This window comes from Phycisphaerae bacterium (assembly GCA_017999985.1).
Classification (GTDB): Bacteria; Planctomycetota; Phycisphaerae; order UBA1845; family Fen-1342; genus JAGNKU01.
Genome location: JAGNKU010000001.1, coordinates 831,903 through 850,063 on the forward strand (window position 1 = coordinate 831,903; position 18,161 = coordinate 850,063).

An 18,161-nucleotide genomic window follows, 5' to 3' on the forward strand; every position below is an offset into this window, starting at 1 on the left:
GCAAGTGCCGGCCGCGTTGTTGGTGCGCCGGGTGCATGTCGGCGCGTCCCCGGGGGACGCTGCGGCCTCGGCGGGCTATGATTACGGGCATGGCTGGGCGTACGTTGAACCCCCAAAAACGCGCGCGCGTCGCCGACCCGGCGCCGCCGGTCCGCGCTGGCAACGGGACCGTCCCGTGGCTCACCGTGCGCCGCGCCGCGCATAACAACCTGAAGAACATCGACGTGCGGTTCCCGCTCGGCCGGTTCACGTGCGTCACCGGCGTGTCCGGCTCGGGCAAGAGTTCACTCGTCAACGACATCCTCTACAAGGCCCTCGCACGCGACCTCAACGGCGCGACCACCCTGGAGCCCGGCCCGCACGCCGGCATCGACGGCCGCGAACACCTCGACAAGGTCATCGCAATCGACCAGACGCCGATCGGGCGCACGCCGCGCAGCAACCCGGCCACGTACATCAAGGTCTTCGACGAGATCCGCGCCCTGTTCACGAAGCTGCCCGACGCCAAGCTGCGCGGCTACAAGCCCGGGCGGTTCAGTTTCAATGTGCCGAGTCGCCGCGGCGGCGGGCGCTGCGAGGCCTGCGAGGGCAACGGCTCGAACCGCATGGAGATGGATTTCCTCGCGGACGTGTGGGTGACCTGCCCGGTCTGCGAGGGGCATCGTTTCGCCCATGCCACGTTGCAGGTGCTCTACAAGGGCCGCTCCATCGCGGACGTGCTGGAGATGGAAGTGCGGGACGCGCTCGCGCTCTTCGAGAACGTGCCGCGCATCCGCGCCATGCTCCAGACATTGCACGACGTGGGCCTTGACTACATCCAGCTCGGCCAGCCCAGCACGACGCTCTCGGGCGGCGAGGCGCAGCGCATCAAGCTGGCGCGCGAGCTGGTGAAGAAAAGCACAGGCCGAACGCTGTACGTGCTGGACGAGCCGACTACTGGCCTGCACTTCGACGACATCCGCAAGCTGCTCGCCGTCCTGCACGGCTTCGTCGATGCCGGCAACACCGTCGTCGTGATCGAGCACAACCTGGACGTGCTCAAGACCGCCGACTGGCTCATCGACCTCGGCCCCGAAGGCGGCGAGGGCGGCGGCTACATCGTCGCGGAAGGCACGCCGGAGGAAGTGGCGGCGTGTGCAGAGTCGTTCACCGGCCAGGCTTTGGCGCAAGTACTAAGTCAGAAGTCAGAAGTCATAAGTAGTAAGTCAGAAGTATTGAGTCAGAAGCCAGAGGCGGCCGCGGTCGCACGGCGCGTGGGCGCTCCCACTTCTGACTTCGTCACGGTGGTCGGCGCGCGTCAACACAACCTGAAGGACCTCACCGTCTCGTTCCCGCGCGACCGCATGACCGTCTGTACCGGCGTTTCCGGCTCCGGCAAGACCAGCTTCGCCATCGACACCGTCTTCACTGAGGGCTACCGGCGCTATGTCGAGTCGCTGTCGGCGTACGCCCGGCAGTTCCTCGGCCAGCTCGCCAAACCGCGCGTCGATCACGTCGACGGCCTTTCGCCGGCGATCTGTATCGAGCAGCGCTCGGCCGGCAAGAGCCCGCGCTCGACTGTCGGCACCGTGACCGAGATCTATGACTACATGCGCGTGCTCTGGGCGCGGCTCGGCGTGCGCTACTGCCCGCGCTGCCAGGTGCCGATTGGCACGCAGACCGCCGACGAGATCGTGGACCGCGTGCTGGGCCTGGAGCCCGGAGCGCCGATCGTCATCCTGGCGCCGGTCAGCCTCGGCGATGGTGAGACTTACGGCAGCCTGTTCAACCGGCTCAAGAACTCGGGCTACATGCGCGTGCGGATCGACGGCGCAATCCGCGCCACCGTCGAGGCGACCACGCTCGACGCGCGCCAGCGGCACCGCGTCGAAGTTGTGATCGACCGAACAATCGTCCGCGCCAAGGCACGGGCGCGCATCGCCGAGAGCATCGAACACGCGCTTGCGCTCGGCAACGGCGTAATGACTCTGTTGGTCGAAGCGGTCGAAACCGTCGAGGAAAACCATGCGGCCGATGTCGCAGCGGCCGACCTGCCGGTCGGCCGTCCTGGCACCGGAGCGGCCGAAGCCGGGGCGCCCGGGCCTGAACCTGTGGCCCCCGCCGCGCCCGCTCTCCACGTCACGCCGGCCCGCGAGTTCATGTATTCACAGAAGCTCGTCTGCACGAAATGCGGCACCAGCTACGAGGAGCTCGGCCCGAACCACTTCAGCTTCAACAGCCAGCTTGGCTGGTGCGAAACGTGTGAAGGGCTCGGCGTGCAGCGCGGCGCGCCGGCGGCCGCCATCATCGATCGTCCGCAGCGCAGCCTGTTCGATGGCGCGGTGGCCGGCTGGCGGCGCATCGAACGCCGCACCCCGCTGGGGCGCATGCTGACCGCGCTCTGCGCGCATCTGGGCGTCGCGCCCGACATGCCGCTGCGCGACTGGTCGCCGGAGCAGAAGCGCACGCTCATGTTCGGCAGTGGCAACTGGATCGACGGCGGCGCCGCGTTCACCGGCGTGCGGTTTCAGTGGCGCGGCTTCTTCCCTGCGATCGACCACGCCACCCGCAACTCGTGGCTCTACCGCTACAAGCTCCGCAACGTCGTCTCGGACATCCCCTGCGTGACGTGTCGCGGCGGCCGGCTGCGACCGGAGCCGGCCGCCGTGCGGCTGGGGCACGGGCGCGCCCGGACCATCGTCGAGGCGTGCGAACTGCCGCTCAGTGAATGTGCGGCCTTCTTCCGGGACCTGCAACTCGATGCGCGCGAACGCAAGATCGCCGGCGAGCTGCTCAAGGAAATCCGCGACCGCCTCCAGTTCCTGGTCGATGTCGGCCTCGACTACCTCACGCTGCACCGCGCGGCCCCGACGCTCTCCGGCGGCGAAGCCCAGCGCATCCGCCTCGCCAGCCAGATCGGCAGCGGTCTGTCCGGCGTGCTCTACGTGCTGGACGAGCCGACGATCGGCCTGCACCCGCGCGACACGGCGCGCCTCATCGCCGCCCTCGCGCGCCTGCGCGACCTCGGCAACACGCTGCTGCTGGTCGAGCATGACCGCGACGTGATCCGCCAGGCGGATGAAGTGCTCGATTTCGGCCCGCGGGCCGGCAGCGGCGGCGGACAGATCGTCGCCTCCGGTCCGCCGGCGAAGCTGCTCGCCCAGACAGCAGACACCGGCGATGAGTCACTGACGCGCGCGTACCTGTCGGGCACCACCGCGATTCCGATTCCGACGAACCGCAGGCCGGTGGATCGTGAGCTGGCGTTGCGACTCGCCGCGCCGGCGCCCGTTCCTGAGCCGGATGAGACCGAGCCGCGCGTCGTCCTGGACGAAGAAGCGCAGGCCCCCCCGCGCCGGCCGCGCGGCCGCCGCACGAAGTCGGATACGCCAGGCTGGCTCGTCGTCCGCGGCGCACGGCAGCACAACCTGAAGGACCTCACCGTTCCGATCCCGCTCGGCCGGCTCGTGTGCGTCACCGGCGTGTCCGGCTCCGGGAAGAGTTCGCTCGTCAACGACATCCTCTGGCCCGCCCTCGCCAACGCCTTGCAGCGCGCGAACCAGACCGTCGGCGAGCATGACGCCATCGACGGCGTCTCGCAGCTCGACAAGGTCATCAACGTCGATCAATCGCCGATCGGCAGCACACCGTCGAGCAACCCGGCGACCTACACCGGCGCGTTCGACGGCGTCCGCGAGCTGTTCGCCCGCCTGCCCGACTCAAAGATCCGCGGCTACAACGCCAATCGCTTCAGCTTCAACCGCCCCGGCGGGCGCTGCGAGGCGTGCGAGGGCTACGGGCAACGCTGCATCGAGATGCACTTCATGCCCGACGTATGGGTCGAATGCGAAACGTGCCAGGGTCGCCGCTACAACCCCGAGACCCTCGCCGTGCGCTTCAAGGGCAAGAGCATCGCCGACGTGCTTGAAATGCGCGTCGCCGACGCCCTCACGCTGTTCGAGAATGTGCCCAAGGTGCGACGCATGCTGCAGACGCTGGCGGACGTCGGCCTTGAGTACGTCCAGCTTGGCCAGCCGGCGCCGACGCTCTCCGGCGGCGAGGCGCAGCGGGTGAAGCTGGCGGCGGAGCTGGGTAAGCCCGATACCGGCCGGACGTTCTACATTCTGGACGAGCCGACGACGGGCCTGCACTTCGACGACATCCGCAAGCTGCTCGCGGTCATGCACCGCCTCGTCGACTTGGGCAACACGGTGCTGGTCGTCGAGCACAATCTCGATGTGCTGAAATGCGCCGACTGGATCATCGATCTCGGCCCCGAGGCGGGCGATGCCGGCGGACACATCGTGGCGATCGGTACACCTGAAGAAATAAGTCATAAGTCAGAAGTCAGAAGTCATAAGTCAGAGGTGCGCGCAGTGCCGCGCGATGCGCATGCACCAACCACTCATGACTTATTACTCAATGCTTCTGGCTTCGTGTCCCATACCGCCGTCGCGCTCGCACCGGTCCTCGCCGCCGGCCCGTATGCCGCGCGGACGCCCTACGATCCCGCCGCGCATGCGGCGCGCGAGTTGGCGGTGGAGAAGGCCGGCTTTGGCGACGTCGGTCGCGACGTGAAGATGCCATGGCAGGTCGATGGGCGCAAGTGGCACCTGGAGCAGCGCAGCAGCCGCGACGAATCGCCGCGCCGCTGGGAGCCGGAGGCGCTGGAGTATGTGCTGGAGCTGGTGCACAAGGCCGGCGACTTCGCGGCCACCAACTGGAACAATCGCGCGAGTGTCGAGGTCACCGCGCCCGACGCGGAGAACTGGTTCCTGCATGCGCTCACCGGCGGCGAATGGCTGCTGGAGCTGTGCTTCATGGTGCCGCCGGGCACGTTCAAGTGGCGCGCGCTCGACGAGCAGCTCGGGCTGAAGACGCTCGACGAGCGTGACGACCTGGAAACCTACGGCGACTGGGCCCGCGTGGACGTGCGCCCCCGCGCCGTCGGCCTGGAAGCGGTCATGATCTTCGTGCACGACCGGGCCGAAATCGACACGCCGGCGTTCCGGCGCTTCATCAAGCAGGCCGTGAAAGCGTATCGAACGACGCTGCGGACTACGTAACCATGCTCGACATCCTCCCCAAGCGGGCGCTCTTCCAGTTCGAAATTCCGATCCACCACATCGCGCGCCCGCCGCGCGTCGATGGCGACATCAGCAAGTGGAACCGCAAGTATCTCGTGCCGCCGCTCATCGAGCTGGAGGATGAGCCGGCGGTTGCGGATGTCTACTGGGCCTGGCACGCGGACGGCTTCTACGCCGCGTTCGACGTCCCCAACCGCAACGGTCGGCTGCACTGCGACGCCAAAGAATGGTGGAAGCACGACGGCCTGCGCCTGTGCCTCGACACGCGCGACGCCCGCGACATCAAACGCGCCACGCGCTTCTGCCACTTCTTCTACCTGCTCCCGACCGGCGGCGGCAAGGACGGCAAGCGCCCCGTCGTCGGCACGCACCGCATGAGCCGCGCGAAAGAGCCCCCGCCGGACGTGGACGTGTCGCTCGTGAAGGTCGCCGCGCACGTCGAGCGGCAGCGCTACAGCGTCGAGGTGGCGATTCCAGGGGCGTGCCTCAGCGGTTGGGACCCGGTCGAGCATGCCCGCATCGGCGTGTTCTACAAAGTGAAGGATACGCACCTTGGCAGTCAGCATCTCACAGCGGATGACGAACTCGGCTGGAACGTCGACCCCAGCACTTGGGCAACCGGCGTGTTGGTGAAGTGAGCCTCTTGTGCCACAGCTCTCGAGCAGTGCTCGCAGATGGTACGATCGCCCTGGTGCAACGGTGCCCGCCGCTGCCCGTTCAGTAGGCTAGCACGCGCCCGATGATCTGGACCATTCCGGGCCACAGGTCGTTCAACGCCCCCACATAGTGATTGTCTGTCCGGCCGAAAAGCACGGTCATCGCGGGTACCGGCGCCACCAGCGCCAGCAGCACAATGAACACGCTCAGGATGCCCATCGCCCAGCCGCGCCGCACCTGCAAATAGCGGCTCAGGCCGGTTGCCACTGCAAGCACGAACACACCCATCGACACAGGATCGATCAATAGCTCCCGCCAGTCCGAGTATGCCGACCATGCCACGGTGATGCCTGACCAGCGCCACACAGGGGCATTGATCGCGTACTGGACGTAAAGCAGCAGGACCAGAACTGCGCGCCACAGCAGCAGGCTGGTGCCGGCCAGCAGCATCACCCGTGCGAAGTGCTGCCAACGGATCCGGTAACGGTTGATGGTCTGCTGAAAGATCTGCAAGACCACGCCGGTCAGGATCAGCAGCGCATACACGCCCAGCACGCGTCGCAACTCAAGCTCGCCCAGCACCTCTACTATCCCACTAGTGCGGAATATGTACCAGCCGGCGGCTGGAGCGCGAGTCAGCCAGTCCACGGCACATGCGGCGCCCACACAGATGCCGACGTACAGCGCTCCCGTGAGTAGCACGAGTACGAGCAGAGGCACCAAGCGTGGCTCGATCGTCATCCGCGTCGCCCGCCACAGCGTCCACGGCAGCAGCGCCCGGCCGAGCGTCCCGAAGAACGAGCGCACCGGACGGTGCCGCCAGTGATACTCGAACAACGGGCATGAGAGGCGCTGCTGGACCGCGGCGATCAGCTCGCCCCACGAAAACTGCAACCCGCACTCCGGGCAGCGCGGCTGCGGCAAGCGCCGCACGTCATACCTGCACCGCGGACAGCGCAGCTCGATCGTCAGCGCATCCCAGTCTGGCGTCTCAGCGCGCGTGTCTGACAAGACGTCCCCTCTTTCCTCGGCAAGGGCAGCGGGAAGGTCGTTGCTCTGCGTGCCCAAGCCCATGCGGCGCTCTTCCCGAAGGCGGGCGACCTGGGAGTGTGGCACTCAAACGGCGCGGAAGATCACACAGGTATTATGTCCGCCGAAGCCGAACGAGTTGTTCACGGCGACGCGGACCGCGGCATCGCGGGCGGTGTTCGGGACGTAGTCGAGGTCGCACTCCGGATCGGGTTCGGCCAGGTTGATCGTCGGCGGCAACGTGTTGGCGCGCATCGCCATGATGCAGGCGATCGCTTCGACACCGCCGCTGGCGCCAAGCAGGTGGCCGATCGCGCTCTTCGTGCTGCTGACCGGGATCTTGCGCGCCGCGGGACCAAACACGGCCTTGATGGCCTTGGTCTCGGCGATGTCGCCGAGCAGCGTGGCGGTGCCGTGAGCGTTGATGTAGTGCACTTCCGCGGGATTCAGCCGGGCGCTCGCCAGAGCGAGTGACATGGCCCGCGCCGCGCCGTGGCCGTCGGGCTCGGGCTGCACGATGTCGCTGGCGTCCGACGAGGCCCCGAAACCGATGACCTCGCACAGGATGGGCGCCCCGCGCCGCCGGGCATGTTCGTATTCCTCGAACATGAGCAGGCCAGCCCCCTCGCTGAGCACAAAGCCGTCGCGGTCCTTGTCGAACGGGCGCGAAGCGCCCGCGGGATCGTCGTTACGCGTGCTGAGCGCCTTCATGGCGGCAAACGCGGCGACACCCAGCGGCGTGCAGGCCGCCTCCGTACCGCCGGTCATGACGATGTCGACCTCGTTACGCTGAATGGCGTGGATCGCCGCCCCCATGGCGCTGCCAGCCGACGCACACGCCGTCGCGACAGAAGCCGACGGACCCTGGAAGTTCAGCGCGATCGAGATGTGGCCCGGGGCGGCGTTGGCCATCAGCTTGGGGATTGTGAAGGCGGAGATCTTGCCGGGCCCCTTGTCCAGCATCCGCAGGTGCTGCTCTTCGATCTCGCGCAGGCCACCGATACCGGTACCGAGAATCACGCCGGCCCGTTGCGGATCATACTTTCCATCCTGCAGGCCGGACTGGGCGAAGGCCATCTTGGCGGCGGCGTAGGCGAACAGGGTGAAGCGGTCCATCCGCTTGGCGGCCCGGCCGTCGATGTACTGGCTGGCATCGAAGTCGAGGCACTCGCCGCCGATATGGACATCCTGGGCGGTGTGATCGAAGCGGGACAGCGTGCGGATGCCGCTGCGGCCCGCGATGAGACCATCCCAGTACGGCTCGACCGCAGGCCCGAGCGGGGTAACGGCCCCCAGGCCGGTGACGACGACGCGCCGGTGCTCCACGACGGCTCTCCCGGTGCGAACCTATTGCTTGTTGGCGCTTTCCAGATGCTTCAGGATGTAGTCGATGGCCATCCCGACGGTCTGGATTTTCTCGGCCTCCTCGTCGGGGATGCTCATCTCGAACGCGTCCTCGAACTCCATCACCAGCTCCACCGTGTCGAGGGAGTCGGCGTTGAGGTCGTTGACGAACGAGGTCTCGCGGGTGATTTCCGCTTCGGCCACGCCCATCTGGTCCGCAACGATCTTCTTGACCTTGGCTTCAATCTCAGACGCTTGAGGCACGAGAGTCTCTCCTCACGATCCCGCGGCTTCCGCAACGGTTGCCTGTCTGTATGTAACGGGGCCGGGCGGGCCGTGCAAGTGCCACCGACGCGCCGAACGCCCTTGAACACTATCGAATAGCCGCTCGGCGACCCCAGCGGCCGCGGCAGCAAGCCCTTCGCCCAGAGGCGGTGGCATCCCAAAGTGGAGGGATCATAAGCGCTGGGAGCGAAATTGCCAAGGCGCCTTCGGCCGGCCAGCCGCAGCCGCGCCCGTGCCCGGCCCGGTCGCTATCCGCGCCCGCCCCCCCGTGCTACGATGGCCCACATGGAAGAACTCGCGCGGCAGATGTGTGCCATCGGGCGGCGGGCGTACGAACGCGAACTCGTCGATGGCACGGGCGGCAATTTCTCGTGTCGGCTGGACGGCGAGCGGGTGCTTTGCACCCCCACGCTCTTCTGCAAGGGGCTTCTGACGCCGGCGGACCTGTGCATTGTCGGCCTGGACGGGCACCAGCTCGGTGGCACTCGGAAGGCCAGCAGCGAAATCCGCATGCACTTGGAGATCTATGCCGCCGATCCAGCGACGCGGGCCGTCATCCACTGCCATCCGCCGTTCGCGACGACATTCGCCGTGCTGGGGGAGACGATCCCGCTAGGTATCTTGCCCGAGGGAGACGTGTTCCTGGGGTCGGTGCCACTGATCCCGTACCAGACGCCGGGGACGACGGAAATGGGGACGGCCCTACGGCAATTCGTGCGGGATGGCTCTGCGGCGATCCTCCAGAACCACGGGACGGTGACGTGGGGGCGCGATCTCGAAACCGCTTACGATCTCACAGAAACGTTGGAGGCGGTTTGCCGGGTACTCCACCAAGCCAGACAGATCGGTGAGCCAAAGCTGATTTCGCAGGAGCGGCGTCGAGAACTAGCGGGTCTTCGTGCGCGGTTGCGATCCGGTGGGTGATCGCACCCTCGGCACATGGTGCCCAGCGGATAGGGTTCAGGGAGTATTCTGCGGTCTTTCAGGTGCACAGGTCCGCCGGACGGGCGTCCAGCAGGCGCACGACATCCTCAGTCTTGAGTTCGACCAGCACGCCGCGGCGACCGCCGTTCACGATGATCGTATCCAAGGCGAGGAGGGATTCCTCGATCACCACTGGCAGCCGGCGGCGCTGCGCGAACGGTGAGATGCCGCCGACCTTGTAGCCGGTGAGCTTTTCCGCCTCCGCCGCCTCGGCGAGGTCCGCGCGCGGGGCGCCCACCGCGGCGGCCATGCGGCGGGTGTCAAAACGTTGGTCGCCGGGCACGATCGCCAGCCAGAACGCGTTGGCCGCCGTGCGGACGACGAGCGTCTTACAGACCATCTCTGCGGGCCGGCCCACGGCTTCGGCGGCGTGGTCGGCACCGATCTCGGTGAACTCGTACTCGAGCACGTTGAGCGTCACGCCCTGGGCATGTAACCACTTGATCGCGTTCGTATCGGACATGTGCAGCCTGCCAGCGAGGACCGGCAGAACCATACCAGAACTGAGCGTAATGGCCAGCGGGTGTCAACGGCCGCGAATGCGCGCGCTGAGTTCGGCGAGCGTGGCGATGTCGAGCGGCTGGGCGTAGCCGCGGCGACGCTCCGGCGTGTTGCCGCGCATCGCGACGTGCAGCCCGAGCAGGTGCCCATGCTGATCCAGCAGCGGGCCGCCGCTGAACCCCGGCTCCAGCGCTGCGGTCGTCTCGATCAGTTTCGTGAAATCGCAAGCGCCCGCCGGATCGAGCTGATGCTGCAGCGACGCGCACGGCTTGCTGACCCGGCCGAAGCGCCGGGCGGCGACGGCGGGGTCCGGACAGCCGAGCGCGACGATGGGAGTTCCATGCGGCGCGGCAGCCGTTTCCGGTGGGAGCGTCGGGAGGTCATGGGCGTCGATGGACACTATTGCCACGTCGCGGTGCGGATCGAACTCGACCGCGTGGGCCGGGTACGAGGTCCCGTCGGCGAGCACGACGCGGACGGCCTGGGCGCCGCGCACTACATGCGCGGCGGTGACAATCAGCCCGTCGGCGCCGACGATCACGCCCGTGCCGCCTGAGCGGCGTCCCAGTCGTGCGGCGTCGCCCTCGGTGGCGGGCGCGGCGGCCTCGACCATGATCGTGTGGATGTGCACGACCGCGGGTCGCGCGCGGGTGGCCGCAGCTTCCAGCGCGCGGCCCTGGGCCGTGTCCTGCGGGCCGGCCGCGGACGGGGCGGGGTTTTCCGGCGCCGGCTGCATGTGCGCGCACAGACGCTGCCAGGCGAGCTGATCGGCGGCCGGCCGGCTGCGGGGGGCGGTGCAGCCCGCGAGCGCGAGAGTGAATATCGTCAGCCAGGACAGCGCGCGGCGCATGACATCAGTTCGTCGGCCAAGGCGCGACGCGTCGTCAGCCGGGTGCGCGAATTTGTCGGATCCGGTGGGAGAGACGCCGCGGAGGTGAGGCCTCAGTCGAGTGGGCCGACCACGGCACGCAAGTCACGATAAGCGGCCATAGCATGCGCGAATTCGGCGCGAACCGCCGTCACGTCCGAATTGGTGGCCGCCCGCCGCAACTGCTCCAACGCGACCTGCAGCTCACCGGTCGCGTCCTGCGCAGCGCTGCGGCGGTCGTCGGCCAGCGACACGAACCGCGCGTCCTGGTCCCAGCTCAAGGTGTCGGCCAGCAGTTCGCGGGCCTGGCGTGCGAGCATCCGCATCGCGAAGGCCCGCTCGTCGCGCACGGGTTTTCGGACGGCACGCCGCTGTGGCGCGGTCGCACGCTCGTAATACGTGGTCAGGCCCGGCAGTTCGCCGCGACAGGGCACGCAGATCGGCTCAGGCGCGCCGGGCGCGGCGCAGCCCGCCAGCCCCGCGGCCAGCAGCGCCAGACCCGAAATCAGCAGTGCACGCCTCATAACAGTCGTCCTCGCGACTCGGCGGCGACACGCCGGCGCGCTGCGCCGCCAATGAGTCCTAGGGGCGCCGGCGGCGCGAGTCAACGTCCGTTAACGTGACCCGCCCGGCCCGGGCCATCTCGTCACGCCGCCCCGAGCGCCTCGACGACGGGCAGGAGGAGCGTCAGGAGCTCGGTGACGGTGCCGGCGACGAAGTCGAACGCACCGGCGCGGACGGCATCGCGGAACTCCGCGGTGCAGCCGCCGGCGAGCAGGGGCAGCAACAGGCTCCACTTCAACAGCGTTTTCCAGCGGGCAGCAGTGGTCACGGTCGGGTCTCCTGGTGGCCGGCTCAGAACGCGACCTGCAGTCGCACGCCGGCCACGAACGCGTCGCGGCCGCCTTCTCCGCCGGGCCGCAGAATCCACTGCAAGTCCGGCGTGATCGCGAGCCACGGGAACACCTGGCACCGGTAGTACAGCTCGAGCGCGGTCTCGCGGTGCGGCTCCGCACCGGTCAGACGCAAGTTCTGGCTGAGCACGCCTTGCGCGACGCCGCAGGCCAGCACGTCATCATCACGAGTGGGGAGCAGGCCCTGGTACTGCCCGCCAACGCTCCAGAAATGCTCGATCGCATTCACGTCGGCGTGGGCATACGCGTAGCGGCAGAACAGCCCGAGGCCCTGCTCGTCACCGGGCCGCCCCGGGTTCTCGCACCACACGGCCTGATCACAGTTGACATAGAAACCCACGTCGTCACGCCGCAGCGGCGCGGTGCGCAGCCGGCCGCCGAGGTCATTGAAGAACTGCTCCTTCGGCTGCGGGTCGTACCATAGCCCCGCAGCGTACCGTCCCGGCAAGACACCCCAGCCGGTCTCGAACGCCGGGGTGAGGCCAAACTCGTAGGTGCTAAACGTATTGTCCGCGCCGTGATAGGCGGTGCGAAAGCCCGTGGTGCGCGCGTCGGCCTCGGCATCCACGAGACCGGCGCCGAGGTAGAGCCACTCGGTCGGCGTCGCCACGAATTGAATGCCGTGCCCGCGGTCCGGGAAGGGGATGTTCGGGGCGATGATCAGCGCGCTGTTGAGGAATTGCGCGGTTTCGTCGTTCGCGTACGCGTTCGTGTCGAAATCGTTGGTCAAGTCGAGCTTGCCAAAGCGGATGCGCAGCCGATTGTTGAGCAGCGCGTGCTCATACCACAGCTCGGCGACCTGCATTTCCACCGCGCCGAACACATCGCCGTTGACGCCGAAGAGATCGCCAACGTAACCGGCGTTGCTGATCCCCTCGTCCCACTCGCCTTCGGTGAGCATGTACAGCGTGCCGCCGTCCCACAGCTTGAGGGCCGCGCAGTCGAGCGTGAGTTCCAGGTCGTAGCTGGCGCTGACGCGATGTCCGTGCCGGGTCTGCACGCCGCCGTGGGCATTGTGCTGGTAGATCGTGGTGAAGCTGAGACCGAGCGCGATGCCGCGCTCCTCCAGCCACCGGCGAGCCCCTAGCCAGTCACCCGTGAGTCGCCGGTTCCGCAGCACGTCGAAGGGGCGTTCGAGCGCGCTATCCTCCCCCGGTTCGGCCGTGGGGGCGGACGTGGGCGCATTTTGTGTCTGGCCGCAGGCCAGCCAGCCGCTCATGAGCGCTGTCATCATCGCCGTGCCGCGAGGTGCCATGTATCTGCCGATCGCGGGCCGGCGTTCGGAATTGTGGAACACGGCTCGCGTCCGTTGCATCGCTTCGGGCTGCGCGCTGCACACTTCAGGCCGTATCATAGTGTGGCAGCCCGGGCCCTCAAGCCATCCACGTCGAAGCGGCACCGCTTGGACGTGCTGTAACGCTTGTGATACCCTGCGCGGCACGTCACCGCCGGCCAGTCGGAGGACCGTCCGTCTTGAGCACAGTGCCCGCATTCCCACCCAGCGCTGGACGCCCGCTCGTTGCGTCCCTCGCGGCGGTGACGTGGGATTTCCGGCTCGTGGGCCGGACACGCATGCTCACCGAGGCATGGGTGCGTCTGGGGCAGCCGACGGTCTTTGTGCAGGTGCCGTCGCTGCGCACCGCTGTCGAGCGGCTGCTGACGCCACTGCGGGGTCGCGAGACGGCGCCGGTGGTCCGGCCCTGGCCCAGCTATCCTGCGCGCTGGTGGCGGGCGTTGGGGCCGGAGCGTTTGTCCCGCGCCCTGCGTCGCCGCGCCGTGGCCCTGCGACGACAACTGGATCGCTGCCTGGATTGGCAAGAAACTGTGGCGCTCGTTGTCTCGCCGGTGTGGACGCCGTGGCTGGCGGAACTGCCTTTTCGAAACGTTGTCTACGACTGTATCGATGAGCTGGCGGTGCAGGTGCCGCGCCCGGAGTTGAGCGCGCTCTATCGCGCCTGGGAGGATGAGCTGATCGCGCGCGCGGCGGGGGCCGTTGTGACGGCGTCCGGACTGGGGGCGGGGCTGCGCGCGCGGCGGCCGGATTTGCCGCTGGCGCTGATTCGCAACGGCGTTGATGTCGAGCGTTTCGCGCGACTGGCAGCGCAGACGCCCCGGCCGGCGGACGTGCCCGCGCGCGGCCGCCCGGTCATCGGCTTCGTGGGGGCGCTCTACGAGTGGATCGACTGGGAACTGATGCGGGCCACGGCGGTCGCGCTGCCCGATCGCGACTTTGTGCTGGTCGGGCCGGTTGACGGGCGCGGTGACGTGGCCCGGGTGGCAGACCTGCCCAACGTGCGGCTGCTCGGCCCGCGGCCCTACGACCGTGTGCCGGCGTACGTGCAGGCGTTCGACGTCTGCTGGGTGCCGTTCAAACAGGATGCAATCGGCCAGGCGGCGAACCCCGTCAAAATCTACGAGTACCTCGCACTGGGTAAGCCGGTAGTGACGACACCGGTCGCGGACACCGAGTCGTTTGGCGACTTGGTGTATGTAGCGCACGACGCGGCAGAGATGATCGCGCACCTGCGCGCAGCGCAGACCAGCGCGGCAGCGCGGGCCGCGGCCCGGATCGCCTTCGCGCAACAGAACTCGTGGGACGTTCGGGCGCGCGAGTACCTCGATTTCCTGCGCACGTTACCGGCGTGATGCCAGCGCCAAGTCGTACGCGGCGGCCGTCTGGGCCGCGGCGGCGTCCCAGGTGTATTCGCGGGCCACACGTTGCGCAAGCTGTGCGGACGGCCCGCGCTGCAGGGCCTGCTCGAGCGCCGCACGGATCGACGCGGGGTCCTGCGGCTGCGCATAGCCGGCGTCATCGCCGAAGTACTCGCGCGTGCAGCCGCCAGGGGTCACCACCAGGGCACAGCCGCAGAGCGCCGCCTCAAGGCTGGCCAGACCGGGCGTCTCGTACCAACTCACACACGCGTGCACGGCGGCGGCGTGATAGAACCGGCGCAACTCGGCCGGCGGCTGCGCGTCCACGAACTGCACGTTGGCGTCTGCCGCGCGCTGACAGCGGCGCGCGTACGAGCCACTGAAACGCCCGGCCTGTCCGACGAGGGTCAACGGAATGCCGCTGCCGCGGAGGGCTGCGATGAGCGCGAACTGGTTCTTGCGCGGCTCAATGCGGCCCACACACAGCACGCCGCGCCGGGTTGGCAGTGCGCCGGTCGGCGGCCCGAACAGCGTTGCGTCGACCGCGTTCGGCACGATCACCGCCGGCCGCGCGATCCCGAAGCAGGCTTCGATCTGCTGCTGTTCGGCGCGGCTGTTCGGCAGGAGCACGGCGACCGCGTCGAGCAACTCCAGCACGCGCCGGCGAAAGCTCAGGCTGGCCAGGAGCTGGCGGGGCCACATCCGGCGTTCGCGGCAGTACATCAGGTAGCGCTGGAACAGGCGCAGGTCCTGGTACGTCCGGCTGCCGAGTGTGCGGGCGAGCCAGCCCTGAAAGCCGGCCCGGCCGCCGCGGTCAAACTCGTCGCTCGGCCAGTAGATGGTGCTGAGAACGGCCGGCAGACCGGCCTGGCGGATGCGGTGCGCGTGGCCGACGTTTTCCCACAGGCGGTCCAGGTGGAAGAGGTGCACGAGGTCATAGCCGGCCAGGTCGTCGCGGTCGTGTGCGAGGTCAACGGTTATGCCGCGGCGCCGCAACGCCTCCGCCGTCTGGAGAATCTGCACGGTGTCGCCACCGGGGTGGCGGGTGAGGTTCTTGCGGACGAGCCAGAGGACCCGCATCGCGTGCTCACTGTGGGCTGGGGACGGGGGGCTCAAACGGCGGCGTGGACATCTGTCCCGTGACGATGACTTCGCCGATGCGCGCCGCGGCGCGCCCATCGCCGTAGATGCACGCCGGGCGGGCCATGGCGGCGTAGGCCGCGGGATCCGTGAGGAGCGTGTCGGCCTCGGCGACGATCCGCGCGCGATCGGTGCCGACGAGCTTGACCGCGCCGGCGGTCACGGCTTCGGGGCGCTCCGTTTTTTCGCGCAGCACCAGCACGGGCTTGCCGAGCGCGGGGGCCTCTTCCTGGATGCCGCCGGAGTCGGTCAGGACGAGGTGCGCGCGGGCGAGCAGCGCGACGAACGTGGCGTAGTCGAGCGGTTCCACCAGGCGTAGACGCGGGCAATTGCCCAACAGCTCGTGCACCGGGCCGCGCACGCGCGGATTCAGATGCACGGGGTAAATGAGGCAGACGTCCGTGTGGCGCATGGCGATCTCGCGCAGCGCAGCACACAATTCGCGAAACGGCTGCCCGAAGCTCTCGCGCCGATGGGCCGTGACGAGGACCAGCCGCGCCGCGCCTGGATCGAGCGCGGGCGGCAGCGGCCGGCCGGAGACGCGCGCCCGCATCCACAGCAGCGCATCGACGATCGTGTTGCCGGTGAGGAAGATGCGCCGCGAATCGACGCCCTCGGCCAGCAGGTTCGCGCGCGCCTGGGCGGTCGGCGCGAAATGATCGTCCGCGACGACACCGGCCACGCGGCGGTTGATCTCTTCGGGGAACGGGGCGCGCTTGTCGCGCGTCCGCAGCCCGGCCTCGACGTGGCCTACGCGCACGCCGTGCAGATACCCCGCGAGCGCGCCGGCCATCACGGTCGTCGTGTCGCCCTGCACGATCAGCACGTCGGGGCGCAGCTCGTCGAGCACCGGCCGCAGCGCTGCCAGCAGGCGGCCAAGCAAGTCCGTCGGATGCTGCCCGGCCTGCATGACGTGCAGGTCCATGTCCGGCCGCATTCCGAAGGCGGCCAGCGTCTGGTCGAGCATCTCGCGGTGCTGGCCGGTCGCGCACAACCGCAACTCGACGGTGTCATTTCGGCGGCGCAGCTCATGAATCACGGGGGCCAGCTTGATGACCTCGGGTCGCGTGCCGAAGACCGCGAGGACGCGCTGTTTCACGATGCGCTCCCATCCGACAGCCGGCGATGCGCCGCGGAGATCAGGTCCTGGGCCTGCTCCAGGGTCGCGCGCGTCGTGCGCAGGTTTCCGACCGACAAACGCAACACGTGCCGGCCGTGCAGCCGCGTGTGCGAGATCAACACCGGCCCGGCGCTATTCACCTCCGCCAGCAGCCGCTCATTGAACGCATCCTGCTCTTCCGGCGACACCGGTGGCACGGCGCGGAAGCAGACCGTGCTGAAGGGCACCGGCGCGCAGAGTTCGAAGCCGGGTTGGCGCTGCACCCAGTCCGCGAAGCCGCGCGCGAGCGCGCAGTGGTTCCGGATGCGCTCCTGCAGGCCGTGCACGCCGAAGCGGCGCAGCACCATCCAGAGCTTCAGCGCCCGGAAGCGCCGTCCGAGCTGCACGCCATAATCCATCAGGTTGGTGACACCGGTCTCGGTCGTCGTCAAGTACGCGGGGACAATGGAGAACGCCCGGCGGAGCAGCACGGGGTCGCGGACGAAGAGGAGCGAGCAGTCCACGGGGACAAAGAGCCACTTGTGCGGGTTGGTGACGATTGAATCGGCCAGCTCCACGCCGTCGAACAGCGGGCGATACTCCGGGCAGATGCCGGCGGCCAGCGCGTAGGCGCCGTCGACGTGCAGCCACATGTCCTCGCGCCGTGCAATCGCGGCGATCTCACGCACCGGATCGACGGACGTGGTCGACGTCGTGCCCAGCGTGGCCACGACCGCGACCGGCCGGCGCCCGGCGCGCTTGTCCGTGGCGATCGCGGCCTCCAGCGCGTCGGTCCGCATCCGGAACTCATCGTCCGTTTCGATGTGCCGCAAATTTTCGAGCCCGAAGCCGAGCGTGACCGCGGCCTTGTCGATCGAGGAATGCGCCTGGTCGCTGCAGTACAGCGTCAGCGGCGGCAGATCGGCGCGGCCGGCCATGCCGCGGCGGCGAATATCCAGCCCGGCGGCGTGCTCGCGTGCGGTCGCCAGCGCGAGCAGTGAGCTCATCGACGCCGTGTCGTTGATGTGGCCGCGGAACTCGGCCGGCAGGTCCAGCATCTGCCGGACCCAGTCGCAGGCGTGCTCTTCCAGCTCCGTCGCCGCCGGTCCGGTGCGCCAGAGCATGGCGTTGACATCGAGCGCGGCGGCGAGGGCCTCGCCGATGATGCCGGGGCCGGAGCCGGTGACGGCGAAGTACGCCATGAAGCCCGGGTGATTCCAGTGCGTGGTATTGGGCTCGATGAGCGTGCGATAGTCGTCGAGAATGCGTTCGAGCGTTTCGGGTTCAGCGGGCGGCGCGGGCGGCAATTGGCGGCGCACGTCGCCCGGCGTGATCGGTGGCACGACCGGGTACTCGTGGACGTGCGCGAGGTAGTCGGCGATCAGGTCGGCCGCGCGGTGCATGGCCTGGCGGAATTCGACAGCGGGAATATCGCCAGGATGACTGGCGGAGCGGTGGTTGGTCGGAGTCATGGTACAAACCGTACACAGGGGCAATGCCGGTCCGGCGCGGGCTGCGTCGGCGCGGGCGAAGCCGTGATTATTGGTGCACGCCGCGAGCGCGTCCACAGCGCACCGGTGGAAGTTGTCCGGCGCGACGGCCGGGGACAGGCGATTCAGGGG

15 protein-coding genes are annotated in these 18,161 nt (G+C 68.5%); 4 read left to right on the top strand and 11 right to left on the bottom strand.

From position 1 onward, the window contains the following. Nucleotides 1–35 precede the first annotated feature (35 nt). Complete coding sequence (locus KA383_03290; protein ID MBP7745131.1) at nt 36–5,045, top strand: ATP-binding cassette domain-containing protein; 5,010 nt, start codon at nt 36–38, stop codon at nt 5,043–5,045. Nucleotides 5,046–5,047: 2 nt separating this feature from the next. After that, a complete protein-coding gene (locus KA383_03295; protein ID MBP7745132.1) occupies nt 5,048–5,704 on the top strand; it encodes a hypothetical protein in 657 nt (218 codons plus the stop codon). 79 nt (nt 5,705–5,783) lie between these two features. Here KA383_03295 and KA383_03300 read toward each other — a convergent pair whose 3' ends face one another. The 3 genes from KA383_03300 to acpP all read right to left on the bottom strand — a co-directional run bounded on the left by KA383_03300 (nt 5,784) and on the right by acpP (nt 8,306). After that, nucleotides 5,784–6,734 (bottom strand): hypothetical protein, encoded by a 951-nt coding sequence (locus KA383_03300; protein ID MBP7745133.1) that lies wholly within the window; start codon nt 6,732–6,734, stop codon nt 5,784–5,786. 105 nt (nt 6,735–6,839) lie between these two features. Next, nucleotides 6,840–8,078 carry a beta-ketoacyl-ACP synthase II gene (fabF, locus tag KA383_03305; GenBank protein MBP7745134.1) on the bottom strand — a complete coding sequence of 413 codons (1,239 nt, stop codon included), beginning with the start codon at nt 8,076–8,078 and terminating at the stop codon, nt 6,840–6,842. Nucleotides 8,079–8,099: 21 nt separating this feature from the next. After that, complete coding sequence (acpP, locus tag KA383_03310; protein MBP7745135.1) at nt 8,100–8,306, bottom strand: acyl carrier protein; 207 nt, start codon at nt 8,304–8,306, stop codon at nt 8,100–8,102. 360 nt (nt 8,307–8,666) lie between these two features. On the opposite strand from acpP, the gene KA383_03315 reads away from it, so the two are divergent. Beyond that, nucleotides 8,667–9,305, top strand: a complete 639-nt coding sequence (locus tag KA383_03315; protein ID MBP7745136.1) for a class II aldolase/adducin family protein — start codon at nt 8,667–8,669, stop codon at nt 9,303–9,305. A 58-nt stretch (nt 9,306–9,363) separates the two neighbouring features. On the opposite strand, the gene KA383_03320 is transcribed toward KA383_03315, so the two are convergent. The 5 genes from KA383_03320 to KA383_03340 form a co-directional block, all read right to left on the bottom strand. After that, the gene (locus KA383_03320; GenBank protein MBP7745137.1) at nt 9,364–9,828 is read right to left on the bottom strand and encodes an aminoacyl-tRNA deacylase; all 465 of its coding nucleotides are present in this window, start codon (nt 9,826–9,828) and stop codon (nt 9,364–9,366) included. A gap of 63 nt (nt 9,829–9,891) precedes the next feature. Beyond that, nucleotides 9,892–10,716, bottom strand: a complete 825-nt coding sequence (locus KA383_03325; protein ID MBP7745138.1) for a trypsin-like peptidase domain-containing protein — start codon at nt 10,714–10,716, stop codon at nt 9,892–9,894. A 92-nt stretch (nt 10,717–10,808) separates the two neighbouring features. After that, nucleotides 10,809–11,258 (bottom strand): hypothetical protein, encoded by a 450-nt coding sequence (locus tag KA383_03330; protein ID MBP7745139.1) that lies wholly within the window; start codon nt 11,256–11,258, stop codon nt 10,809–10,811. A 122-nt stretch (nt 11,259–11,380) separates the two neighbouring features. Continuing rightward, nucleotides 11,381–11,566: a hypothetical protein gene (locus tag KA383_03335; protein ID MBP7745140.1), complete on the bottom strand. Its 186-nt coding sequence runs from the start codon at nt 11,564–11,566 to the stop codon at nt 11,381–11,383. A gap of 23 nt (nt 11,567–11,589) precedes the next feature. Beyond that, nucleotides 11,590–12,867, bottom strand: coding sequence for a carbohydrate porin (locus KA383_03340; GenBank protein ID MBP7745141.1), 1,278 nt, complete (start codon nt 12,865–12,867; stop codon nt 11,590–11,592). Between the two features lie 254 nt (nt 12,868–13,121). Between KA383_03340 and KA383_03345 the strand changes: the two genes are divergently transcribed. Further along, entirely contained in the window at nt 13,122–14,294 is a 1,173-nt protein-coding gene (locus KA383_03345) for a glycosyltransferase (protein ID MBP7745142.1), read from the top strand. Here the strand turns inward: KA383_03345 and KA383_03350 are convergent. The 3 genes from KA383_03350 to KA383_03360 are packed head-to-tail and all read right to left on the bottom strand — an operon-like array spanning nt 14,283 to nt 18,011. Continuing rightward, entirely contained in the window at nt 14,283–15,380 is a 1,098-nt protein-coding gene (locus KA383_03350) for a glycosyltransferase family 4 protein (GenBank protein MBP7745143.1), read from the bottom strand. The two genes, KA383_03345 and KA383_03350, sit on opposite strands and share 12 nt — an antisense overlap. 7 nt (nt 15,381–15,387) lie before the next feature. Then, nucleotides 15,388–16,539 (bottom strand): UDP-N-acetylglucosamine 2-epimerase (non-hydrolyzing), encoded by a 1,152-nt coding sequence (gene wecB, locus KA383_03355; GenBank protein MBP7745144.1) that lies wholly within the window; start codon nt 16,537–16,539, stop codon nt 15,388–15,390. Beyond that, nucleotides 16,536–18,011, bottom strand: coding sequence for an amino acid decarboxylase (locus tag KA383_03360; protein MBP7745145.1), 1,476 nt, complete (start codon nt 18,009–18,011; stop codon nt 16,536–16,538). Before KA383_03360 ends, wecB begins: the two co-directional genes overlap by 4 nt. Between the last annotated feature and the right edge of the window lie 150 nt (nt 18,012–18,161).